Here is a 16,112-nt window from a genome sequence, read left to right as displayed (position 1 = left end):
TGAGTTCGACGATGGTGGAACTGCGGGTATGCCCTCCACTTGAGCGCCCTCACATCGTGGGAGTTTTTGCGCGGCTCACCATTCCGCACCCACCAACAACTGCGTGCGCTGAGATTCAAGCGCATCAGTATCAAGCTCTGGATTGGATGGAGCATGAACCGGAGGCCACGTTGAGAAGCGTCGAACCTCGGAAGGTTGATGCGGAGCGCGCGCAAGCAATTCTGATGCAGGTGACCGCGGTGCGGACTCCGCTTGTTGCATCCAGTGAATTGGGTATCCACGAGACTTCATACCGCCTTAGGGTATGGCGCGGAGCTAGCTTTTGCGAATTCAACTGGTGGCGCGAACTGCCGAGAGAGTGGCAGTCCCTTGCACCCATCGTTTCAGGCATCGAAGAGATCGCGAGTGAGGTACTGAATGCCGTTTAACCTGTCGGTCGACACCGACTGATGCCTGAAGCTTCATTCTCACCTGCAACGGATGCGCGAGCGCGGATCGTCGGGGTCGGCGTCGAGTTCCTGCAGTTCACCTGGAAGGAAGCTCAGGCATGCCTGTTTGCCGGGCTGTTCTTTGTCGCGGTTTTCTGCGTTCCGCGGACTGGGGTGCTGGGGCTGCCCCGATACGACATGCTGCTGCTGATCGCGCTGGTGATTCAGGGGTGGATGCTCTGGAGCGGCCGCGAGACGGTCGATGAGCTGAAGGCCATCTGTCTGTTCCATCTGCTTGGCTTCGCGCTCGAGGTTTTCAAGACCTCCAGCGGCATCCGTTCGTGGTCCTATCCGGACTTCGCGTACACGAAGCTTCTGGGCGTTCCGCTGTTTTCCGGCTTCATGTACGCGGCGGTGGGCAGCTACATCATTCAGGCGTGGCGGCTGCTGCAATTGCGGGTCGAGCATCACCCGCCGTACTGGATGGCCGGGTTGGTGGCGACTGCGCTCTACCTGAACTTCTTCACCCACCACTTCATCGGCGATTACCGGTGGTACCTGGCCGCCGCCGCGCTCGGTCTGTACGCACGTGCGCAGGTGGTCTTCCGGCCGCACCGTGTCGATCGCCGCATGCCGCTGTCACTGGCGCTGGTGCTGATCGGGTTTTTCATCTGGCTCGCCGAGAACATCGGCACCTTCTTTGGCCTGTGGGCGTATCCGCATCAGCTCGGCGCGTGGGCGGCCGTTCATGTGACCAAGTGGAGTGCCTGGTCACTGCTGGTGCTGATGAGCTTCACCATCGTGACGAACCTGAAGCACATCAAGGCCACGGTGCACGTGCCGGCGTGAGCGGGCCAGTGTGGGGCAGCACCTTACAATCGCCGACTGTCACGGTTCCTAGGGCTTCTTGGCGCATGAACCGGATGGTCGTTCCTGGTGCGCTGGTCCATCGAGCGAATTGCAGCCGCAGTTTCACGCGGCGCACCGCTCAGCGCTGATACCCACCAGTTCGAAAGTCTTTTCAACATGGAGGTCCCGATGTCCGCCCCCGCACGAACCGGCGTGCTCATCTACGCGAAGAATCTGTCGTCCGTTTCCGCCTTCTACGAACAGGTCCTGAGCGCCCGCGTGCTGCATGCAGACGACGAACACAGAGTCCTGCAGACGCCCGACGTCCAGCTCATCATCCACGCCATCCCCGAGCAGTACAGCCGTTCCATCGTCATTCAGGAGCCGCCGGTCGCGCGTGAGGGGCAGGCCATCAAGCCCTTCTTCACGGTGGAAAGTCTGGTGGCGGCGGAGCGCATTGCGGAGCAATGTGGCGGTCGGGTCTGGGGGCCGGTGTGGCCGGGCCCCAGCATGCAGGTGCGCAATGTCTGCGACCCGGAGGGCAATATCGTGCATCTGCGTGAGCGCGTAGCCTAGCGGACAGATCGGCGTGGACGACCGGCTCGTTACCGCGGCTTCGCCGTTCCGCCCGTCGCCGGTCATCTCGTTACGTGAGCCCGTGGCCCATGTCTGTCCGTGGCCGACAGCGCCCGGCGGCCCCGCGCCGGAACGTCCGTCCGCACTTTCCCCGAGGTACTTCCATGAAAACCCAGTACTACACCGCCACCAGCCTCGACGGATTCATCGCTACCGAGGACGACTCGCTGGACTGGCTGTTTCCGCTGGGCGACGTCAGTGACACGAGCTACCCGGCCTTCATCGCCGAGGTCGGTGCGCTGGCGATGGGATCGTCCACCTACGAATGGATGCTGCGTCACGCGGACAAGGTGGCCGCGGAAACCGGCGCGGCCTGGCCCTACAGCCAGCCGACGTGGGTGTTTTCGAAGCGGACCCTGCCAACCGTTCCCGGCGCCGACATCCGCTTCGTCCGCGGCGATGTGCGACCCGTGCATGGCGCCATGCGCGCGGCGGCGGGCGACAGGAATATCTGGGTCGTCGGCGGTGGCGATCTGGCCGGGCAGTTCCATGACGCCGGGCTGCTGGACGAGATCATCGTGCAGGTGGGGTCGGTCACGCTGGGCAGGGGCAAGCCGCTGTTTCCCCGCCAGCTCACCAGTCCGCCGCTGGTGCTCGTGTCGGTCAGGCAGGTGGGCACGGGCTTCGCCGAACTGCGCTATCAGGTGCCTTCAGGCGCGATCGCCCCCGCGGTCTGACGGGGCGGGCCGGAGCAGCGATGGGGCACTCCGCCCTGTCGAAACCGGCGCCTGCCATCCGTCGTGTGAACAGAGGGTCGTCCTCGCCAACGGAGTTCATCATGTCTACTCATACCGTCCGGCTTCATCGCGTCATCCCTTCGACTGCCGACCGCATCTATCGCGCCTTCCTTGATCCCGACGCGTGGGCCAAATGGCTGCCGCCGCACGGCTATACCGGCAAGGTCCATCTGATGGAGCCGCGCGTCGGTGGCAGGTACCGGATGTCCTTCACCAACCTGACGACCGGTCATAGCCATTCCTTCGGCGGCGAGTATCTGGAGCTGATTCCTGGACAGACGCTGCGCTACACCGCGGTGTTCGACGATCCGAACCTGCCGGGCACCATGCAGACGACGGTGACGCTGAAGACCGTGTCTTGCGGCGTCGACATGAACATCGTGCAGGAGGGCATCCCGGCCGTCATTCCGCCCGAAGGCTGCTACCTGGGCTGGCAGCAGTCGCTGCAGTTGCTGACCCTGCTCGTAGAGCCGGAAATCCGCGAGTGAAGGCCTCGGGCCGGGCTGTCCTAGCGCAGTGCGGTCGAGCTGGCCCCCGTCGTCGTACCCAGTGCCCGATCCAGCTTGTCCTCGACCTCGCCGATGGCGGCGGCAAGCGAGTTCGATGACTCCACCGACACTTTCTGCAGTTCGACCCTGAGGTCGGCGAATTCCTTCTGCATCGCCGCGTTCAGTTCGGTGAAGCGCGAGGCTTCGGCCTGGTCGGCGAGCAGGCGCTGTTCGCGCAGTTCCTTCGCGTGGCGGCGGGCTTCGAGCAGGGTGGACGTGTGCAGGCTCAGTGTGTAGGCGCCGAGCAGTACCAGCAGCAGGGCGGTGCCGCCGAGCAGAATGACACCCGCGGGGGCGTTGATCGTTGCCACCAGCAGCGACACCTCGACCGGCGCCGCCAGCACGTGCCAGTTGGCGATGACGAAGGCGGCCAGCAGGCCGAGTACGAGTATGCCGAGTGCGCCGAGCAGTCTCATGCGGTGTCTCCTCTTGTTGTGATCACCGCATTGTGGCGCCGCTGCGCGCGCAACGCCATCGGTGGGCGCCTACGTGGCAGGTGCGACCGGGCGCACGACCCGCGCTTCGCGTATCGGCAGATTCACCAGCGCGGCGGCCGCGGCCAGTGCGGCGTCGGCGTACCACATCCACTGGTAGTTGCCGCTGTGTTCGAGTGCCAGTCCGCCCAGCCAGGCGCCGAAGAAGCCGCCGGTCTGGTGTGACAGCAGCGTCAGTCCGAACAGCGTGGCGAGGTAGCGGGTACCGAACAGCTTGCCGACGACGCCCGCGGTCGGCGGCACGGTGGCCAGCCAGGTCACGCCGAGGCCGATGGCGAACAGGTAGAAGGTCCATTCGGTGCGCGGCGACGCGAGGTAGATCAGCACCAGCACCGCGCGTGAGGCGTACATCCAGAACAGGATCATCTTGCTGCGCCAGCGGCCGACCGCCCAGCCGGCGAGCAGGCTGCCGAAGATGTTGGCCAGCCCGATCAGGGCCAGTGCGCCGCTCGCCACCTCGGCCGGCAGACCGCACAGGCCGACCTCGCCCGGCAGGTGGGTGATCAGGAAGGCGATGTGGAAGCCGCAGGTGAAGAAGCCGGCGTGCAGCAGCAGGTAGCTGCGGTCGCGCATCGCATCGCCGACCGCACGACGCAGCCCGCCGTCGCCACCGGCTGCGTGCTGCGGATGTGGCTCGCGCGCGCGCAGCGCGCGTGCCAGCGGCAGCGCGGCCAGTGCGGCGGCGGCCATCGCGTACATCGCGCCCATCCAGCCGACGCTGGCGATGAGCTTCTGCGCCAGCGGCGCGAACACGAACTGGCCGAGCGAGCCGCCTGCGTTGATGACGCCGGCGGCCTGGCCGCGCTGCGCAGAATCGAGGCGGCGCGAGGCGGCGCCGATCAGCACCGAAAAGCTGCCCGCGCCGGAGCCGGCGGCGGCCAGCACGCCCAGCGTCATCGTCATGCCGAAGGTGCTGTCGACGAAGGTGGTGAGCACGCAGCCGAGTGCCAGCACGATCAGCCCGGCGGCCAGCACGCGGCCCGGACCGTAACGGTCGGCCACGGCACCCGCCACCGGCTGGATCGCGCCCCACATGAACTGGCCGATGGCCAGCGCGAAGCTCAGGCTGACGATGCCCAAGCCGGTGCTCGTATTGATCGGCGATATGAACAGACCGGTGGATTGCCGCACACCCATGCTCACCATCAGCAAGAGGGCGGCGCACAGCACGGCCGACAGGGCGGTAGGCATGAGGCGGAGGCGCGCAAGGTGGAGGCGTCGACGCTAGCACAGGCCTCACGGGCATCTGTGCCGCACAGCGACGCTACGCGCCAGGCGCGAATCGCGGCACACTGACGCGTTGTCGTCCCGCCGTACCGCGCCCGTGTCCTCACTGCTCCAGACCACCGCACTGTTCGTCGCCACGGCGCTCGCCGAAATCATCGGCTGCTACCTGCCCTGGCTGTGGATGAAGGACCGCGCGCCGGCCTGGGTACTGCTGCCGGCCGCGGCCTCGCTGGTCGCCTTCGTCTGGCTGCTGACTCTGCATCCGACCGCGGCCGGGCGGGTCTATGCGGCCTATGGCGGCGTCTATGTCTGCGTCGCCGTGCTGTGGCTGTGGCTGGTCGACGGCGAACGTCCGCATCTGTGGGATGTCACCGGTGTGGCGGTCGCGCTGGCCGGCATGGCCATCATCATGTTCGCACCGCGGGGCTGACGCCGCGGCGCTGTCTTCGAAAGGAGTTCCCGTATGGATCTGCAACTGAACAACCGTCTCGCGCTGGTATCCGGCAGCACGGCCGGCATCGGCTACTCGATCGCCGAAGCGCTGCTGCGCGAAGGTGCGCGCGTCATCGTCAATGGTCGCTCGCAGGCGGCGGTGGACGCTGCGGTCGCCCGGCTGGGTGCGGGCGCCATTGGCTTCGCCGGCGATCTGGCAACGGCGCAGGCCGCCGAAGCGGTGGTGCATAGCCATCCGGACATCGACATCCTGGTGAATAACCTCGGCATCTTCGAACCCAAGGCCTTCGAGGACATTCCGGACGAGGACTGGCTGCGTTTCTTCGAGGTGAATGTGCTGAGCGGCGCGCGTCTGGCGCGACTGGTGCTGCCCGGCATGAAGCGCCGCAACTGGGGGCGCATCCTGTTCATCTCCAGCGAGAGCGGTGTGCAGATTCCGGCCGAGATGGTGCATTACGGCATGACCAAATCGGCACAGATCGCGATCGCGCGCGGCATCGCCGAATCGGTCGCCGGCAGCGGCATCACCGTCAACAGCGTGCTGCCCGGCCCGACCCGCTCGCGCGGCGTCGAGGATTTTGTGCAGGCGCTGGCCGGCGACAGCGGCCAGAGCTTTGAGGCCTTCGAGAAGGAGTTCTTCGAGAAGGTGCGCCCGACCTCGCTGATCAAGCGTTTCGCGACGACCGAGGAAGTGGCGGCGATGGTGACCTATCTGTGCAGCCCGCTCGCCTCCGCCACCACCGGTGCAGCGCTGCGCGTCGATGGCGGCACCGTGAAGAGCGCGTTCTGACGGTCGCCGGATGGATGAGCGCCGTGGGCCGGAAGCCTGCGGTGATCTGAAGGCCTTGTCGGGGTCGGAAGACCCCTCCAACAGAACCCCGGCCCATGCTTGGGCCGTGGATTGCGCACCGCCCCTGTAGGAGCGGTCCTCTGACCGCGACACGGCCTCTGCCGTCCGCCGGCTTCGATTGAAGCTGCTGTCGGGGTCAGAAGACCCCTCCCACAGAACCCCGGCTCAGGCTCTGGTCCGAGGCGAGCGCACCGCCGCTGTAGGAGCGGTCTTCTGACCGCGACACAGCCTTTGCCGCCCGCCGGCTTCGATTGAAGCTGCTGTCGGGGTCAGAAGACCCCTCCCACAGAACGTCTGCCCAAGCCCTGGCCGCGACCAGGCGGATCGCTTCAGCCGCCCTTGCGGATCGGGGCCGCCACGGCGCCGACGTATTCGCCATCCGCACGATGGTGCGGGGCGGGCGAACGCTGCGGTCTGCGGACGACGTCGAGCCACGCCGCCAGTGCCCACATCAGCAGCACCCCGAGCAGCCCGGCAGCGATCTGTATCGCCGGATGATCCCCGGCCTGCGCACCGACCGCGTCGGCCAGCGGTGCCAGCAGCACGCTGACGCAGAACACTTCAAGTGAATGACGACCCATGCAGCGCAGCGCCGATGCAGGCGCGGTGTGCAGCCATGCCCCCGGACGCAGCAGTGTGGTGGCCACCCAGGCCAGCACCAGGAAGTGGGCGACGCGCAGCAGGTCGAGGTCGGTCTTGCTGATCGGATAGATCAGCGTGGCGATGGACTGCGGCATCAGCGCGTCATGAATCTCCGGCCAGCGCCAGGACAGGCTGAGCAGCAGCGAGGCTGCGAGGAAAGCCAGCGCCGCCGGCATCATGATGTTGCGGCCGATGCGCCGCTCCAGCGGACGCATGCGGAGCAGGGATCGCGGTCGTGCGCAGCAGGCGCCGATGAAGAACAGGAACTGCCAGGCCAGCGGATTGAAGAACCACACGCCTTCCGGCGCGGCGGGCAGATTCAGCCCCGTCTGCTTCTCCAGCAGCCACAGCAGACCGGAGGGCAGCAGCACCCACAGCGGCCGCCGCACCAGCAGCGGCAGCAGGCCGGCCATCAGGGTCATCAGCACGACATACAGCGGCAGCGGGTCCATCAGCACCGGCTTGAACTGCATCAGGATGCCGGCCAGCAGTGCCTCCTGTGGCTGGTCGAGGAAGTAGCGCAGCCCCATCTCGGCGATGAAGTCGCGTGTCTCGACATTGTCGTTGGCAACGAACACGACCACCATCAGCTGTGCCAGCAGAAACACGTGGGCGACGTACAGTATCCAGGCGCGTCGCAGCACGTGCACCGCCGCCGGGAAGAATCCCTCGCGCTCGTAGCGGCGACCGTAGGCGAGCATGGCGCCATAGCCGGCGAGGAATACGAACAGCTCGGCGGCATCGCTGAGACCGAAGTTGCGCAGCGTTGCGTAGCCCAGGGGATTGCCGGGCAGGTGGTCCCAGAACATGCAGATCAGTGCGACGCCGCGGAAGAGGTCGACGCGCAGGTCGCGCGCCGCGGGTGGAGGTGCGTAATTCATCGTCAACGGCTCCATGCGGGCGGGTCGCGGACGCTGCGTGCCGTCGGCCGATGTCCGTTACCCGATGCTGTAGGGAGGCATGTGGCCACGGTGGCGTGACCCATGAAGTGTCCTTGATGCGCCCGCGAATGCTAGCGCCGCGCAAGGGTAGACCAGATGGGCGTACAGGCAGGCGCCTGTCAGCGGATGCTGACAGGCTGCGCGGCAGGCCAGGCGGCCTGCCGGGTTCTCAGCGGCGCGACTCCGGGCGGAAGCGCAGCGCGAGCACGACCAGCGCAAGAAGCGCCGGCAGCCAGTTCAGTGCGGTCGGTACCGGACGCGACACTGCGGCGCCGTCGTGCTTCATGGCGCGGACCAAAGTGCCGGTGTCGGACAGCGTCGCGTAGTCGAATCCGACCTGCTGCGCGATCTCGCGCAGATGGGTTTCGCGCAGCGCCGACAGGTGTTCGGTGCCGGGTACCTTGCGGCCGTCGGCGGTCCGCAGCTCGCGCTGTATCACCTCGCCGGCCTGCCAGTAGCCGACCGGGCGGCCGTCGTCGTCGCTCTTCGGTATCGGCCGCGCCGCCTCGCCGCCGGCGCCGACGATCCAGCCGCGGACCTCGCCCGGCTTGATGTCGTCGAAGCCCGGCTTGTCGCCGTCGCGCAGCGGCGGCGCTTCCTGGCCGTCGCTGACGAAGACGACGGCGGGCGACTCGTCCAGCGTCTTGGCGGTGCGCACCGACCAGAACACGCCCTTCGCGACCTCGCTCGAGTTGCCCCAGCGCATGCGGCCGTCGATCTGGTCGAGTGAAGCGATCAGGTCGCTGTAGTGCGCGCACACCTCGATCGGCGCCAGCAGCAGCAGCGTGCGGTACTCGGCGAAACCGGCCCAGCCGACGCGCGAGCCGCAGGGCAGTTCGCGCAGCGCGCGCTTGGCCGATTCGCGGGCGTAGGTCAGGCGGCTGACCGGCACGCCGTCCAGCTCGTAGTCCTCGACGTTCATGCTCTGCGTCAGATCGAACACGACGATGGTGTCCCAGCTGTCGCGCGGCAGGTTCACCGGCGGCAGCACGGCGGCGATCACCAGCAGCGCGAACGCGGCGAGCAGCGAGCGGGCGTCGCGCTCGCGCAGGCTGGCGAGCAGGTTGCGCAGGAAGACGCGTGTTCTCATGCGCATGTCCTCACGGCAGGTCCAGGCGCACGCCCTGCAGCGTCGTCACCACGCGCTCTCTCGGTGGCTCCGGGCCTTCGTCCTCGGCGGCCACGGCCTGCTCGATCTCGGGCGCGAGCCACAGCGCGCGTTCGAGGTTGTAGCGCGCCTCCCAGTCGTCCGGCCGCTCGCGCAGCGCGTCGCGGTAGCGTTGCTTGGCCAGCTCGACCAGCGGCAGCGCGTTGGCGATGTCGGCTTCGCCGTGCGCCAGCGCCTCGCGCAGATGCAGGTTGCCGAGGTTGTAGCGCGCGCCCTCGCGCAGGTCCGCGCGTTCGCCGGCGATCAGCGCCTTCCAGGCACGGGTGGCGGCTTCGCTGTCGGTGCCGCGGCTCAGCGCCAGCGCCTGCGCGAACTGCGCTTCCGGCAGGTCGGCGTCGACGCTGCCGGCGGCGGCGATGGCCGCATTCACGCGTTCGGCCTGCCACAGCTGCGATGTCTGCCAGCCGGCGGCGAGCCCGGTGAACAGCGCGGTGGCGCCGAAGATCAGATGGACGGTGCGTCGTTTCACAGCCAGCTCCGCAGAAGAAGGGATCGATAGACCAGCAGCAGCGCGCAGCACAGAGCGGCCAGCGAGAAGAAGAGACGGCTGTGGTCCTGCCGCGGCACGCGCTCGTCGAAGTCGAGCGGGAAGTTCTGCTGGCGGCCTACTTCGGCCACCGCCTTCGCGAGGTCTTCGGGGCTGTCCGCCTGGTACAGGCGGTAGGTCACCGGCAGCGACTGGAAGAAGCGGTGCAGCGACACTTCGGCGATCGACTCCTGCGCGTAGTAGGCGTTGCGCGCCTCAATGGCGTCCATGCCGTCGCCCTCAGCGGCCGGCGGCGGCGCGCTCGCTTCGGCGTCGAGTTCTGGCGCGTTCAGCGTGCGCAGATAGAGCCAGTGCAGCGCGATGCGGTTGGCCTGCAGGCCCTCGCGGATGCGCTTGCGCGTCGGTTCGTCGAGGTGGGCACCGCCGTCGGTCACCAGCAGGATGATGCGGCTGCCGGTGTAGGCGCGCTCGGTGAAGGTGTCGATGGCGGCGGTCAGTGCGCGGCCGACGTTGGTGTCGGACAGACCGCGCCCCAGCCCGCCGGCCGTGATGCCGGCCTGCACGACGGCGTCGTGCTGGGTGAAGGGCACGACGTTCATCGGGCCGGCGCTGAAGAACATCAGCGCGAAGCGGTCGTCCGGCCGCTGCTCGACGAATTTCGACAGCAGGTCGCGCGCCACCGCCGACTTCGGCTCGCCGCGTGAGTCCACCTGGTAGAGCAGCGAATGCGGATCGATGGTGCGCCAGTCGCTGGGCTTCATCTTGGCGTCCATACTGCGGCTGCGGTCCATCAGGATCATGATTTCGGCGCCGCGGCCGGTGCGCGTCACCGTCGTTTCGGGCGAGCCGGGGCCGGCCAGTGCGATGACGATGCCGGCGAGCGCGAGCACCGCCAGTGCCCGCCAGGCGAAACCGGCGATGCGGCCGGCGCGGTCGCGCGGCAGCCAGTCCAGCGTCGGGAACAGCAGCGTGTCGCGGCGCCGGCGCAGCAGCGGCAACGCGGCCAGCGGCAACAGCAGCAGCGCCCAGGGCTGGGCGAAGTCGATGGCGCCGAAGGTCATGCTTCGTGCCGCCTTTCGATGTCGCGCAGGCGACGGGCGAAGCTGCGCAGCGGCAGCGCATCGGCCGGGCGGCCTTCGCCGAAGAACAGTGCGGCCGACTGCGCGTAGAAGCGTTCGATGTCGGCGCGCAGCGGTGCGTACTGCGGTGCGCGCTCGAACAGGCGCGGCAGCGAGGCCGGCTGCAGGCTGCGGCCGGCGGTGCGGTCGAAGGCCCGGTGCAGGGCCTGCCAGGCTTCCGGTGCGTCGTCGCCGCGGCCGCGCAGGCCCTTCAGATCGCGCAGTGCGCGGGCGAAGGGCTGGCTGCGACCGGCACGCCAGCTGCGCCATGCCAGCCATCCGCCCCAGGCCAGCAGCGTGGCGACGCACAGGCCGCCCCACAGCGCGATCTGCTGGCGGATGGCCGTGGTGTCGACAGCCGGTGCGGCGCGGTCCGGCTGCAGCGCGTCCAGTGCGCCTTCGCCGAAGGCGTTGCGCGGTGTCAGCGGCGCCGCGCTGAAGGGCCAGGCGGCCACACCGAGCAGACCGCCGGAAGTCTGCAGGTCGAGCGCCGGCAGCGTCAGCGCGGTAAGTGCCTGCGGTGCGTTGATCAGCTGGTGCTCGATCACCAGCCAGTGCCGTCCGTCGGCGTCGCGTTCGACGCGGGTCGGCCGGCGTTCCAGCCAGACGCCGACGCGACCGGGTGCTGGCGGCTTGGTGAGCTCGACCGGCTTGCCGTCAATGGCGAGCAGCACGCGCTGCGTCAGCACATCGCCCAGGGTATGACCGAAGGCGCGCGGCTGTTCGACGCGGGCGGGCGCGCCCTGCGGCTGCGGTGCCGGTGCGGGTGCCGGGGCGGCTGCCTCCGGCGCCGGCGTGGCGATGGCGTCGGCGCCGTTCCCGGGTGTTTCGGTGGCGGCCGTTTCCTGCGGGGCAGCGTTGCCCTCGGTGCTTGCAGCCGGCGCCTCCGGCGCGGCGGCGGCGGGGGTCTGTGCGAAGGCGCCCTGTGCGAGCAGCAGACTGGCGATCAGGGACGCTCGGATCAAGGGCGTCATGCGGTGGCCTCGAAGAAGTAGTCGGACATCGCCTCGGCGTCGAAGGCGCCGTGGATGAAGAAGGGGCGCAGGTCGCGCGCGGAGAAGAAGGCATCCAGCTCGGCGCGCCGCGCCGCCACCGCGTCGCGCCACTGTGTGCGCAGCTTGGGGCGCATGAAGAGCGTGCGGCGGACACTGCTCTCGGCGTCGCGCAGCGGTGCGATGGCGTCATGCGGCGGTGGCTCGGTTTCGGCCGGATCCCACACGACCACCGGCACGACGAAGGCGTGCGACAGCAGGTCGAGTGCGGCGCCGAGCCGGTCGAGCGGCCAGTGGAAGTCGCTGACCAGGAAGACCAGCGCCTCACGGCCGATCAGCTGCTGCAGTGCGTCTTCCAGCCCCTCGATGCCGCCGGGCGCCGGTGTGCACTGGCGCAGACTGTCGGCCATCACGCTGCCCAGGCCGCGGCTCAGCGTGGCCGGTACGCACAGGTCGGCGCGCTCGCGCTGGTCGAAAGCCAGCATGCCCAGCGCATCGCCGACGCGGAAGGCGCTGCGCGCCAGCGATTCGACGAAGTCGGCGGCGACGTCGATCTTGCGTCGGCGGGCGCCGAAGCCCATCGAGGCGGACACATCCACCAGCAGTTGCACGGTGACGCCGACGCGCTGGCGATTGACGCGCACCAGCCAGTCGCCGGTGGTGCTGCGCACGCTGGCGCGTAGATCCAGCCGGCGCGGGTCGGGCCGGTCGTACAGACTCATGTGCGACACGAACTCCTGACCGGCGCCCAGGCTGCTGCCCGGGTGCGAACCGGGGCGCTGACCGGCGGCGCGCTGTGGCAAGCGGTAGTGGAATTCGTGCAGCTCGTCGGCGGCACTCATCGCGGCGTGGCGACCTTCTCGATGATCTGCGCCACCAGCGCGTCGGCGATCTGCGCGCGGCGCATTTCATAGACCGGTGTGAAGAACACGCGGTGGCCCAGCGTCGACGGCAGGATGGCCTGCACGTCGTCCGGTACCAGGTGGGTGCGGCCGTCCATCCAGGCGACCACGCGCGCGGCGCGCAGCATGGCGCTCATGCCGCGCGGGCTGGCGCCGGCCAGGATGAGTTTCTTCATGTCGACGCCGTCGATGCGCACGTCGAAGGCGGCCGGGTTCTGGCTGGCGTCCCACAGGTCCATCACATAGCGTTCGAGCGCTTCACTCGCCACCACGCTGCGCTGGATCGCGGCGGCCATGCTGTTCAGCGACTGCCAGTCGAGAATGCCCGGCGCGACCTGGTCGATCAGCGCGTCGACGTCGTGGAAGGCGGTGTCGAACACCAGCGCGCGGCGCACTGCCGGATCGCGCGGCGTTTCCATGCGCAGTTCGAACATGAAGCGGTCGCGCGCGGCGGAAGCCAGCTCGAAGGTTTCTTCCTTCTCGACCTTGTTGCGGTCGGCGAACACCGTCATGTGCGGGAAGCTGTACTCGCGGTTGAAGGCCGACACCGTGCGCTCGGCCATTGCGCGCAGCAGCAGCGACTGCACCTGCGGGCGGGCGCGGTTGATCTCGTTGAAGAAGAAGGTGGTGAGGCGTTCGCCGTGACGCAGCAGCGGACCGGGTTCGATGCGCGGCTTGCCGTCGGCATCGACATAGGTGTGATAGACGAGGTCGTTCGGCATCAGGTCGACGGTGCCTTCGACGCGCTCGAAATCGCCGCCGATGGCACGGGCGAAGGCACGCAGCACCGTGGTCTTGCCGACGCCGACGTCACCCTCCAGCAGCACGTGACCACGCGCGAACAGCGCCACATTGATCAGCCGCACCACGCTGTCCTGGCCGATCACGGCCTTGCGTACTTCGGTTTCGACGCGCAGCGCGGCGTCGCGCCAGTCCTGCAGATGTTCTTCCCTGTTCATGCTGTCTCCCGGATGCGGAATCGATAGTGGAGGCGGGGGCGCTGATCGTGCACCGTCTGCGGCGCAGTCTAGGCAGGAGGCGACGGGCAAGTTGCCCTGTGTGCGTGGACGAGGGCTCAGCCGGCGCTGCGGGTCTGCGTGTCGGGTACGCTCAGCTGCGCGATCAGCCGGGCGTTGGCCCAGCCGAACAGGCAGCCGATCAGCAGCGCCAGCGGCAGCGCGACGATGACGTTGTCGGCACGCAGTGCGGTGAGCACCGTGGCGTCGAAGCGACCGGGCACGTCGAGATAGGCCCAGTTCGCGGCGAAGCCGTAGACGCAGACAGGCAGCACCGCCAGCCGCGGCCAGCCGGAGGCCAGGCTCATGACACCGACCGCGGCACCGACCACCAGCGGTACCCATACGGTGCCGGGCAGCGCGGTCGGGTTGAACAGGATGGCCAGCGCCGCCAGCCAGCCGGCGAACACGCCGAACACCGCGTGCGCCAGCACCGCCGCCAGTGCGGCTGGCGGCCGGTCGCCGCCGCCGAGATGGAAGAAGCAGGCCCAGGCGATCACCATCGGCCACATCGGCAGCGGGAAGGTCTGCATCGTGAAGGTCATCGTCACCGCCAGGATGACGTTGGCGCAGACCAGGGCGGAGAAGGGCTTCAGTGCGTGCATGGCGGTGTCCTTTCGAGGCGTGGGCGTGCAGCCGCCCCTGCGGCCCCGGTGGGGCTGCATGCGTGCGGGCGGCGAGGAGGGGAGCGGCCGCAGCCGCGGCGTCAGGTGCGGCCCTGCTGCACCAGTTCGGCGTATTCGTCCGGCGTGATCAGGCCCTGCGCAGTCGCGACCTGGCTGTCGTGCGCGGGCAGCACGTCCTGCAGGCCGTCGATGCGTTTCCATGTGGCCGGCGGCGTTTCGCAGCCCGGCTGCGGCACGTGCGGCGCACCGGCAACGCGCTGGTAGCGGTGGATGTAACGCGGGCAGTTGATGAAGATTTCCGCCAGCTTCACGCGCACGACGAATTCCGCGCCGTGGAAGGCGGGCAGGCCTTCATGCAGCAGCGGATCGTCGCGGCTCACCGTGGCGTCGCCGTGCACGCGCACGCGGTGCGGTGTTTCGAAGTCGATGAACAGCATCCCCACCTTCGGGTTGGCGCCGATATTGCCCATCGACAGGAACATGCCGTTGCCGTCGAAGCTCGGGAACGCCAGCGTCGTGCCATCGACCACCCTGACGAAGCCAGGACTGCCGCCCTTGTGCGACACCGTCGGGTAGCCGCGGTGGTCGACCGTGGTGAGAAAGAAGAAGTCGCGCGACTCGATGAAGCCCTGGTGTTCGGGCTGGATGTCCGGATGCACGATGAACTGCTGCACGCGGTCGGCCAGCGGCCGCATGTCGAACTCTTCCTGCAGCGCGCGGTGCTGCGCGCCGTAGAGCGTGGCCATGTCTCCTCCTGAATCAAGAAAGCTGTCCGATGAACGGACAAACCGGTTGTTCGAGGTTATGTTGTGTGAGGCCGATGCTAGTGTTCGCATCTGCAGGCGGCAATAAGCCGGGCCTACATAGGTGTCCGCATATCGGACACTGTTTTTGCGGATGAACAGACAGGGGGCGGGCAGCCGGATGAGCGGACGATCTTCAGCGCAGCGCGGCGAGGCGGATGAGGCGCCGGCAGGCAGCCTGCACCGCGCGCGGCTGCTGGTGACGACGATCGCGCGCGGCTCCCGCCGCGGCAGCCTGCTGACCGAACTGGTCGCGCGTACCGGCCTGCCGCGGCCGACCATACACCGCGTGCTCGACATGCTGATCGACATGGGCTGGGTCGAGCGCGACCCGCTGACGCTGCGCTTCAACCTCGGCCGTGATCTGGCTGCGCTCGGCTATTCGGCGATCAGCCGCCAGCCGGTCGAACGCGCGGCGGCGACCGAACTGAGCGCGCTGGCCGAGGAACTGGACCAGGTGGTGTTCCTGAACATCCGCAGCGGTCTCGACAGCGTGTGCATCGGCCGCTATGACACGCGCTCGCAGATACAGGTCGGGCGCGGCGACGTCGGCCTGCGTACCGCCTTCGGCATCACGCAGAGCTGCATCGCGATGATGTCGCGGCTGCCGGCGGACGAGGTGTGGGAGGTGATGCGCATCAACCTGTCGCGCTTCCACCGCGTAGAGCGCTACGACGAAATCCGCCATCGCGCGGCGATCGACTTCGCGCTGGCCAACGGCTACTGCTGTTTCGACGGCATGGTGCTGGACCGCAGCACCAGCGGCATGGGTGTGCCGATCTGCGATGCGGGTGGCTATCCGGTGGCGGGCATCGGCACCACTTTCATCAGCGCCTGGCTGGACGAGGCCGGTCGCGCCGCCTGCCGCGCGCGGCTGGAAGCGGCGGCGGCGCGCATCGCGCAGCGCCTGTTCGCGCTGCCCGAGGGCGAGGCCTGATCGACAGGTCGCCGCTCAGCGGGTGATGAAATGCACCGCCGTCAGCAGCGTGCCGACGAACAGCGCGGCGCCGAGCACGGCACCGGCGATCAGATGCAGCGGCTTCAGCGTCACCGTGTCGACGTCGTGCCGGCTGCGCTTGCGCACGCCGAAGAAGCTCCAGAACACGGTGGTGGCGATGCGCAGCACGGACGGGGCGTGAGATGAGGACATGACGGATCTCCAGCAGCGATGAAGGCGTGCGCGCGCGGGCGCACC

At 68.3% G+C, this 16,112-nt stretch carries 19 protein-coding genes; 7 read left to right on the top strand and 12 right to left on the bottom strand.

Going from position 1 to position 16,112, the window contains the following annotated elements:
* Positions 1-449 precede the first annotated feature (449 nt).
* From WDZ97_RS13865 to WDZ97_RS13850, 4 genes are all read left to right on the top strand, one after another.
* The gene (locus WDZ97_RS13865; protein ID WP_425763128.1) at positions 450-1,277 is read left to right on the top strand and encodes a DUF817 domain-containing protein; all 828 of its coding nucleotides are present in this window, start codon (positions 450-452) and stop codon (positions 1,275-1,277) included.
* A 189-nt stretch (positions 1,278-1,466) separates the two neighbouring features.
* On the top strand, positions 1,467-1,853 hold the full coding sequence (locus WDZ97_RS13860; RefSeq protein ID WP_425763127.1) for a hypothetical protein: 387 nt from the start codon (positions 1,467-1,469) through the stop codon (positions 1,851-1,853).
* Between the two features lie 164 nt (positions 1,854-2,017).
* Positions 2,018-2,590 (top strand): dihydrofolate reductase family protein, encoded by a 573-nt coding sequence (locus tag WDZ97_RS13855; protein WP_425763126.1) that lies wholly within the window; start codon positions 2,018-2,020, stop codon positions 2,588-2,590.
* A 101-nt stretch (positions 2,591-2,691) separates the two neighbouring features.
* Positions 2,692-3,138: an SRPBCC family protein gene (locus WDZ97_RS13850; protein WP_341930570.1), complete on the top strand. Its 447-nt coding sequence runs from the start codon at positions 2,692-2,694 to the stop codon at positions 3,136-3,138.
* A 20-nt stretch (positions 3,139-3,158) separates the two neighbouring features.
* Here the strand turns inward: WDZ97_RS13850 and WDZ97_RS13845 are convergent, their stop codons facing one another.
* Both WDZ97_RS13845 and WDZ97_RS13840 read right to left on the bottom strand, forming a co-directional pair.
* Positions 3,159-3,614, bottom strand: a complete 456-nt coding sequence (locus tag WDZ97_RS13845; protein ID WP_425763125.1) for a hypothetical protein — start codon at positions 3,612-3,614, stop codon at positions 3,159-3,161.
* 69 nt (positions 3,615-3,683) lie between these two features.
* Positions 3,684-4,883, bottom strand: a complete 1,200-nt coding sequence (locus tag WDZ97_RS13840; RefSeq protein WP_425763124.1) for an MFS transporter — start codon at positions 4,881-4,883, stop codon at positions 3,684-3,686.
* A 133-nt stretch (positions 4,884-5,016) separates the two neighbouring features.
* On the opposite strand from WDZ97_RS13840, the gene WDZ97_RS13835 reads away from it, so the two are divergent.
* Positions 5,017-5,349 carry a YnfA family protein gene (locus WDZ97_RS13835; RefSeq protein ID WP_425763123.1) on the top strand — a complete coding sequence of 111 codons (333 nt, stop codon included), beginning with the start codon at positions 5,017-5,019 and terminating at the stop codon, positions 5,347-5,349.
* A 33-nt stretch (positions 5,350-5,382) separates the two neighbouring features.
* On the top strand, positions 5,383-6,162 hold the full coding sequence (locus WDZ97_RS13830) for an SDR family NAD(P)-dependent oxidoreductase (protein WP_425763122.1): 780 nt from the start codon (positions 5,383-5,385) through the stop codon (positions 6,160-6,162).
* 389 nt (positions 6,163-6,551) lie between these two features.
* Here the strand turns inward: WDZ97_RS13830 and WDZ97_RS13825 are convergent, their stop codons facing one another.
* From WDZ97_RS13825 to WDZ97_RS13785, 9 genes are all read right to left on the bottom strand, one after another.
* On the bottom strand, positions 6,552-7,745 hold the full coding sequence (locus WDZ97_RS13825) for an OpgC family protein (protein ID WP_425763121.1): 1,194 nt from the start codon (positions 7,743-7,745) through the stop codon (positions 6,552-6,554).
* A gap of 229 nt (positions 7,746-7,974) precedes the next feature.
* The gene (locus WDZ97_RS13820) at positions 7,975-8,895 is read right to left on the bottom strand and encodes an MxaL protein (protein ID WP_304007026.1); all 921 of its coding nucleotides are present in this window, start codon (positions 8,893-8,895) and stop codon (positions 7,975-7,977) included.
* 10 nt (positions 8,896-8,905) lie between these two features.
* On the bottom strand, positions 8,906-9,442 hold the full coding sequence (locus WDZ97_RS13815) for an MxaK protein (RefSeq protein WP_425763120.1): 537 nt from the start codon (positions 9,440-9,442) through the stop codon (positions 8,906-8,908).
* A complete protein-coding gene (locus WDZ97_RS13810) occupies positions 9,439-10,521 on the bottom strand; it encodes a vWA domain-containing protein (protein WP_425763119.1) in 1,083 nt (360 codons plus the stop codon). Before WDZ97_RS13810 ends, WDZ97_RS13815 begins: the two co-directional genes overlap by 4 nt.
* Positions 10,518-11,552, bottom strand: a complete 1,035-nt coding sequence (locus tag WDZ97_RS13805; protein ID WP_425763118.1) for a hypothetical protein — start codon at positions 11,550-11,552, stop codon at positions 10,518-10,520. Before WDZ97_RS13805 ends, WDZ97_RS13810 begins: the two co-directional genes overlap by 4 nt.
* Complete coding sequence (locus tag WDZ97_RS13800; RefSeq protein WP_425763117.1) at positions 11,549-12,412, bottom strand: DUF58 domain-containing protein; 864 nt, start codon at positions 12,410-12,412, stop codon at positions 11,549-11,551. Before WDZ97_RS13800 ends, WDZ97_RS13805 begins: the two co-directional genes overlap by 4 nt.
* Positions 12,409-13,431 carry an AAA family ATPase gene (locus WDZ97_RS13795; RefSeq protein ID WP_304007035.1) on the bottom strand — a complete coding sequence of 341 codons (1,023 nt, stop codon included), beginning with the start codon at positions 13,429-13,431 and terminating at the stop codon, positions 12,409-12,411. Before WDZ97_RS13795 ends, WDZ97_RS13800 begins: the two co-directional genes overlap by 4 nt.
* Before the next feature lie 116 nt (positions 13,432-13,547).
* Positions 13,548-14,093, bottom strand: coding sequence for a DUF1097 domain-containing protein (locus WDZ97_RS13790; RefSeq protein WP_425763116.1), 546 nt, complete (start codon positions 14,091-14,093; stop codon positions 13,548-13,550).
* Between the two features lie 101 nt (positions 14,094-14,194).
* A complete protein-coding gene (locus tag WDZ97_RS13785; RefSeq protein ID WP_341930192.1) occupies positions 14,195-14,860 on the bottom strand; it encodes a pyridoxamine 5'-phosphate oxidase family protein in 666 nt (221 codons plus the stop codon).
* Positions 14,861-15,038: 178 nt separating this feature from the next.
* Between WDZ97_RS13785 and WDZ97_RS13780 the strand changes: the two genes are divergently transcribed.
* A complete protein-coding gene (locus tag WDZ97_RS13780; protein ID WP_425763115.1) occupies positions 15,039-15,854 on the top strand; it encodes an IclR family transcriptional regulator in 816 nt (271 codons plus the stop codon).
* A gap of 15 nt (positions 15,855-15,869) precedes the next feature.
* On the opposite strand, the gene WDZ97_RS13775 is transcribed toward WDZ97_RS13780, so the two are convergent.
* Positions 15,870-16,067 (bottom strand): DUF2970 domain-containing protein, encoded by a 198-nt coding sequence (locus WDZ97_RS13775; protein ID WP_024300831.1) that lies wholly within the window; start codon positions 16,065-16,067, stop codon positions 15,870-15,872.
* Positions 16,068-16,112: the final 45 nt, after the last annotated feature.

This window comes from Methyloversatilis sp. MC4-4 (assembly GCF_049843555.1).
GTDB classification, from domain to species: Bacteria; Pseudomonadota; Gammaproteobacteria; order Burkholderiales; family Rhodocyclaceae; genus Methyloversatilis; species Methyloversatilis discipulorum_B.
The sequence above is the reverse complement of the archived record's forward strand: the minus strand, read 5'-3'. Positions and strand labels throughout refer to the sequence as shown.

Bases quoted from the DNA above. Each gene is read 5' to 3' on its own strand.
- WDZ97_RS13800 (WP_425763117.1), bottom strand. From the start codon at position 12,412: ATGAGTGCCGCCGACGAGCTGCACGAATTCCACTACCGCTTGCCACAG.
- WDZ97_RS13860 (WP_425763127.1), top strand. From the start codon at position 1,467: ATGTCCGCCCCCGCACGAACCGGCGTGCTCATCTACGCGAAGAATCTG.
- WDZ97_RS13805 (WP_425763118.1), bottom strand. From the start codon at position 11,552: ATGACGCCCTTGATCCGAGCGTCCCTGATCGCCAGTCTGCTGCTCGCA.
- WDZ97_RS13830 (WP_425763122.1), top strand. From the start codon at position 5,383: ATGGATCTGCAACTGAACAACCGTCTCGCGCTGGTATCCGGCAGCACG.
- WDZ97_RS13780 (WP_425763115.1), top strand. From the start codon at position 15,039: ATGAGCGGACGATCTTCAGCGCAGCGCGGCGAGGCGGATGAGGCGCCG.
- WDZ97_RS13820 (WP_304007026.1), bottom strand. From the start codon at position 8,895: ATGAGAACACGCGTCTTCCTGCGCAACCTGCTCGCCAGCCTGCGCGAG.
- WDZ97_RS13845 (WP_425763125.1), bottom strand. From the start codon at position 3,614: ATGAGACTGCTCGGCGCACTCGGCATACTCGTACTCGGCCTGCTGGCC.
- WDZ97_RS13865 (WP_425763128.1), top strand. From the start codon at position 450: ATGCCTGAAGCTTCATTCTCACCTGCAACGGATGCGCGAGCGCGGATC.
- WDZ97_RS13775 (WP_024300831.1), bottom strand. From the start codon at position 16,067: ATGTCCTCATCTCACGCCCCGTCCGTGCTGCGCATCGCCACCACCGTG.
- WDZ97_RS13825 (WP_425763121.1), bottom strand. From the start codon at position 7,745: ATGAATTACGCACCTCCACCCGCGGCGCGCGACCTGCGCGTCGACCTC.
- WDZ97_RS13785 (WP_341930192.1), bottom strand. From the start codon at position 14,860: ATGGCCACGCTCTACGGCGCGCAGCACCGCGCGCTGCAGGAAGAGTTC.
- WDZ97_RS13810 (WP_425763119.1), bottom strand. From the start codon at position 10,521: ATGACCTTCGGCGCCATCGACTTCGCCCAGCCCTGGGCGCTGCTGCTG.
- WDZ97_RS13790 (WP_425763116.1), bottom strand. From the start codon at position 14,093: ATGCACGCACTGAAGCCCTTCTCCGCCCTGGTCTGCGCCAACGTCATC.
- WDZ97_RS13840 (WP_425763124.1), bottom strand. From the start codon at position 4,883: ATGCCTACCGCCCTGTCGGCCGTGCTGTGCGCCGCCCTCTTGCTGATG.
- WDZ97_RS13855 (WP_425763126.1), top strand. From the start codon at position 2,018: ATGAAAACCCAGTACTACACCGCCACCAGCCTCGACGGATTCATCGCT.
- WDZ97_RS13795 (WP_304007035.1), bottom strand. From the start codon at position 13,431: ATGAACAGGGAAGAACATCTGCAGGACTGGCGCGACGCCGCGCTGCGC.
- WDZ97_RS13850 (WP_341930570.1), top strand. From the start codon at position 2,692: ATGTCTACTCATACCGTCCGGCTTCATCGCGTCATCCCTTCGACTGCC.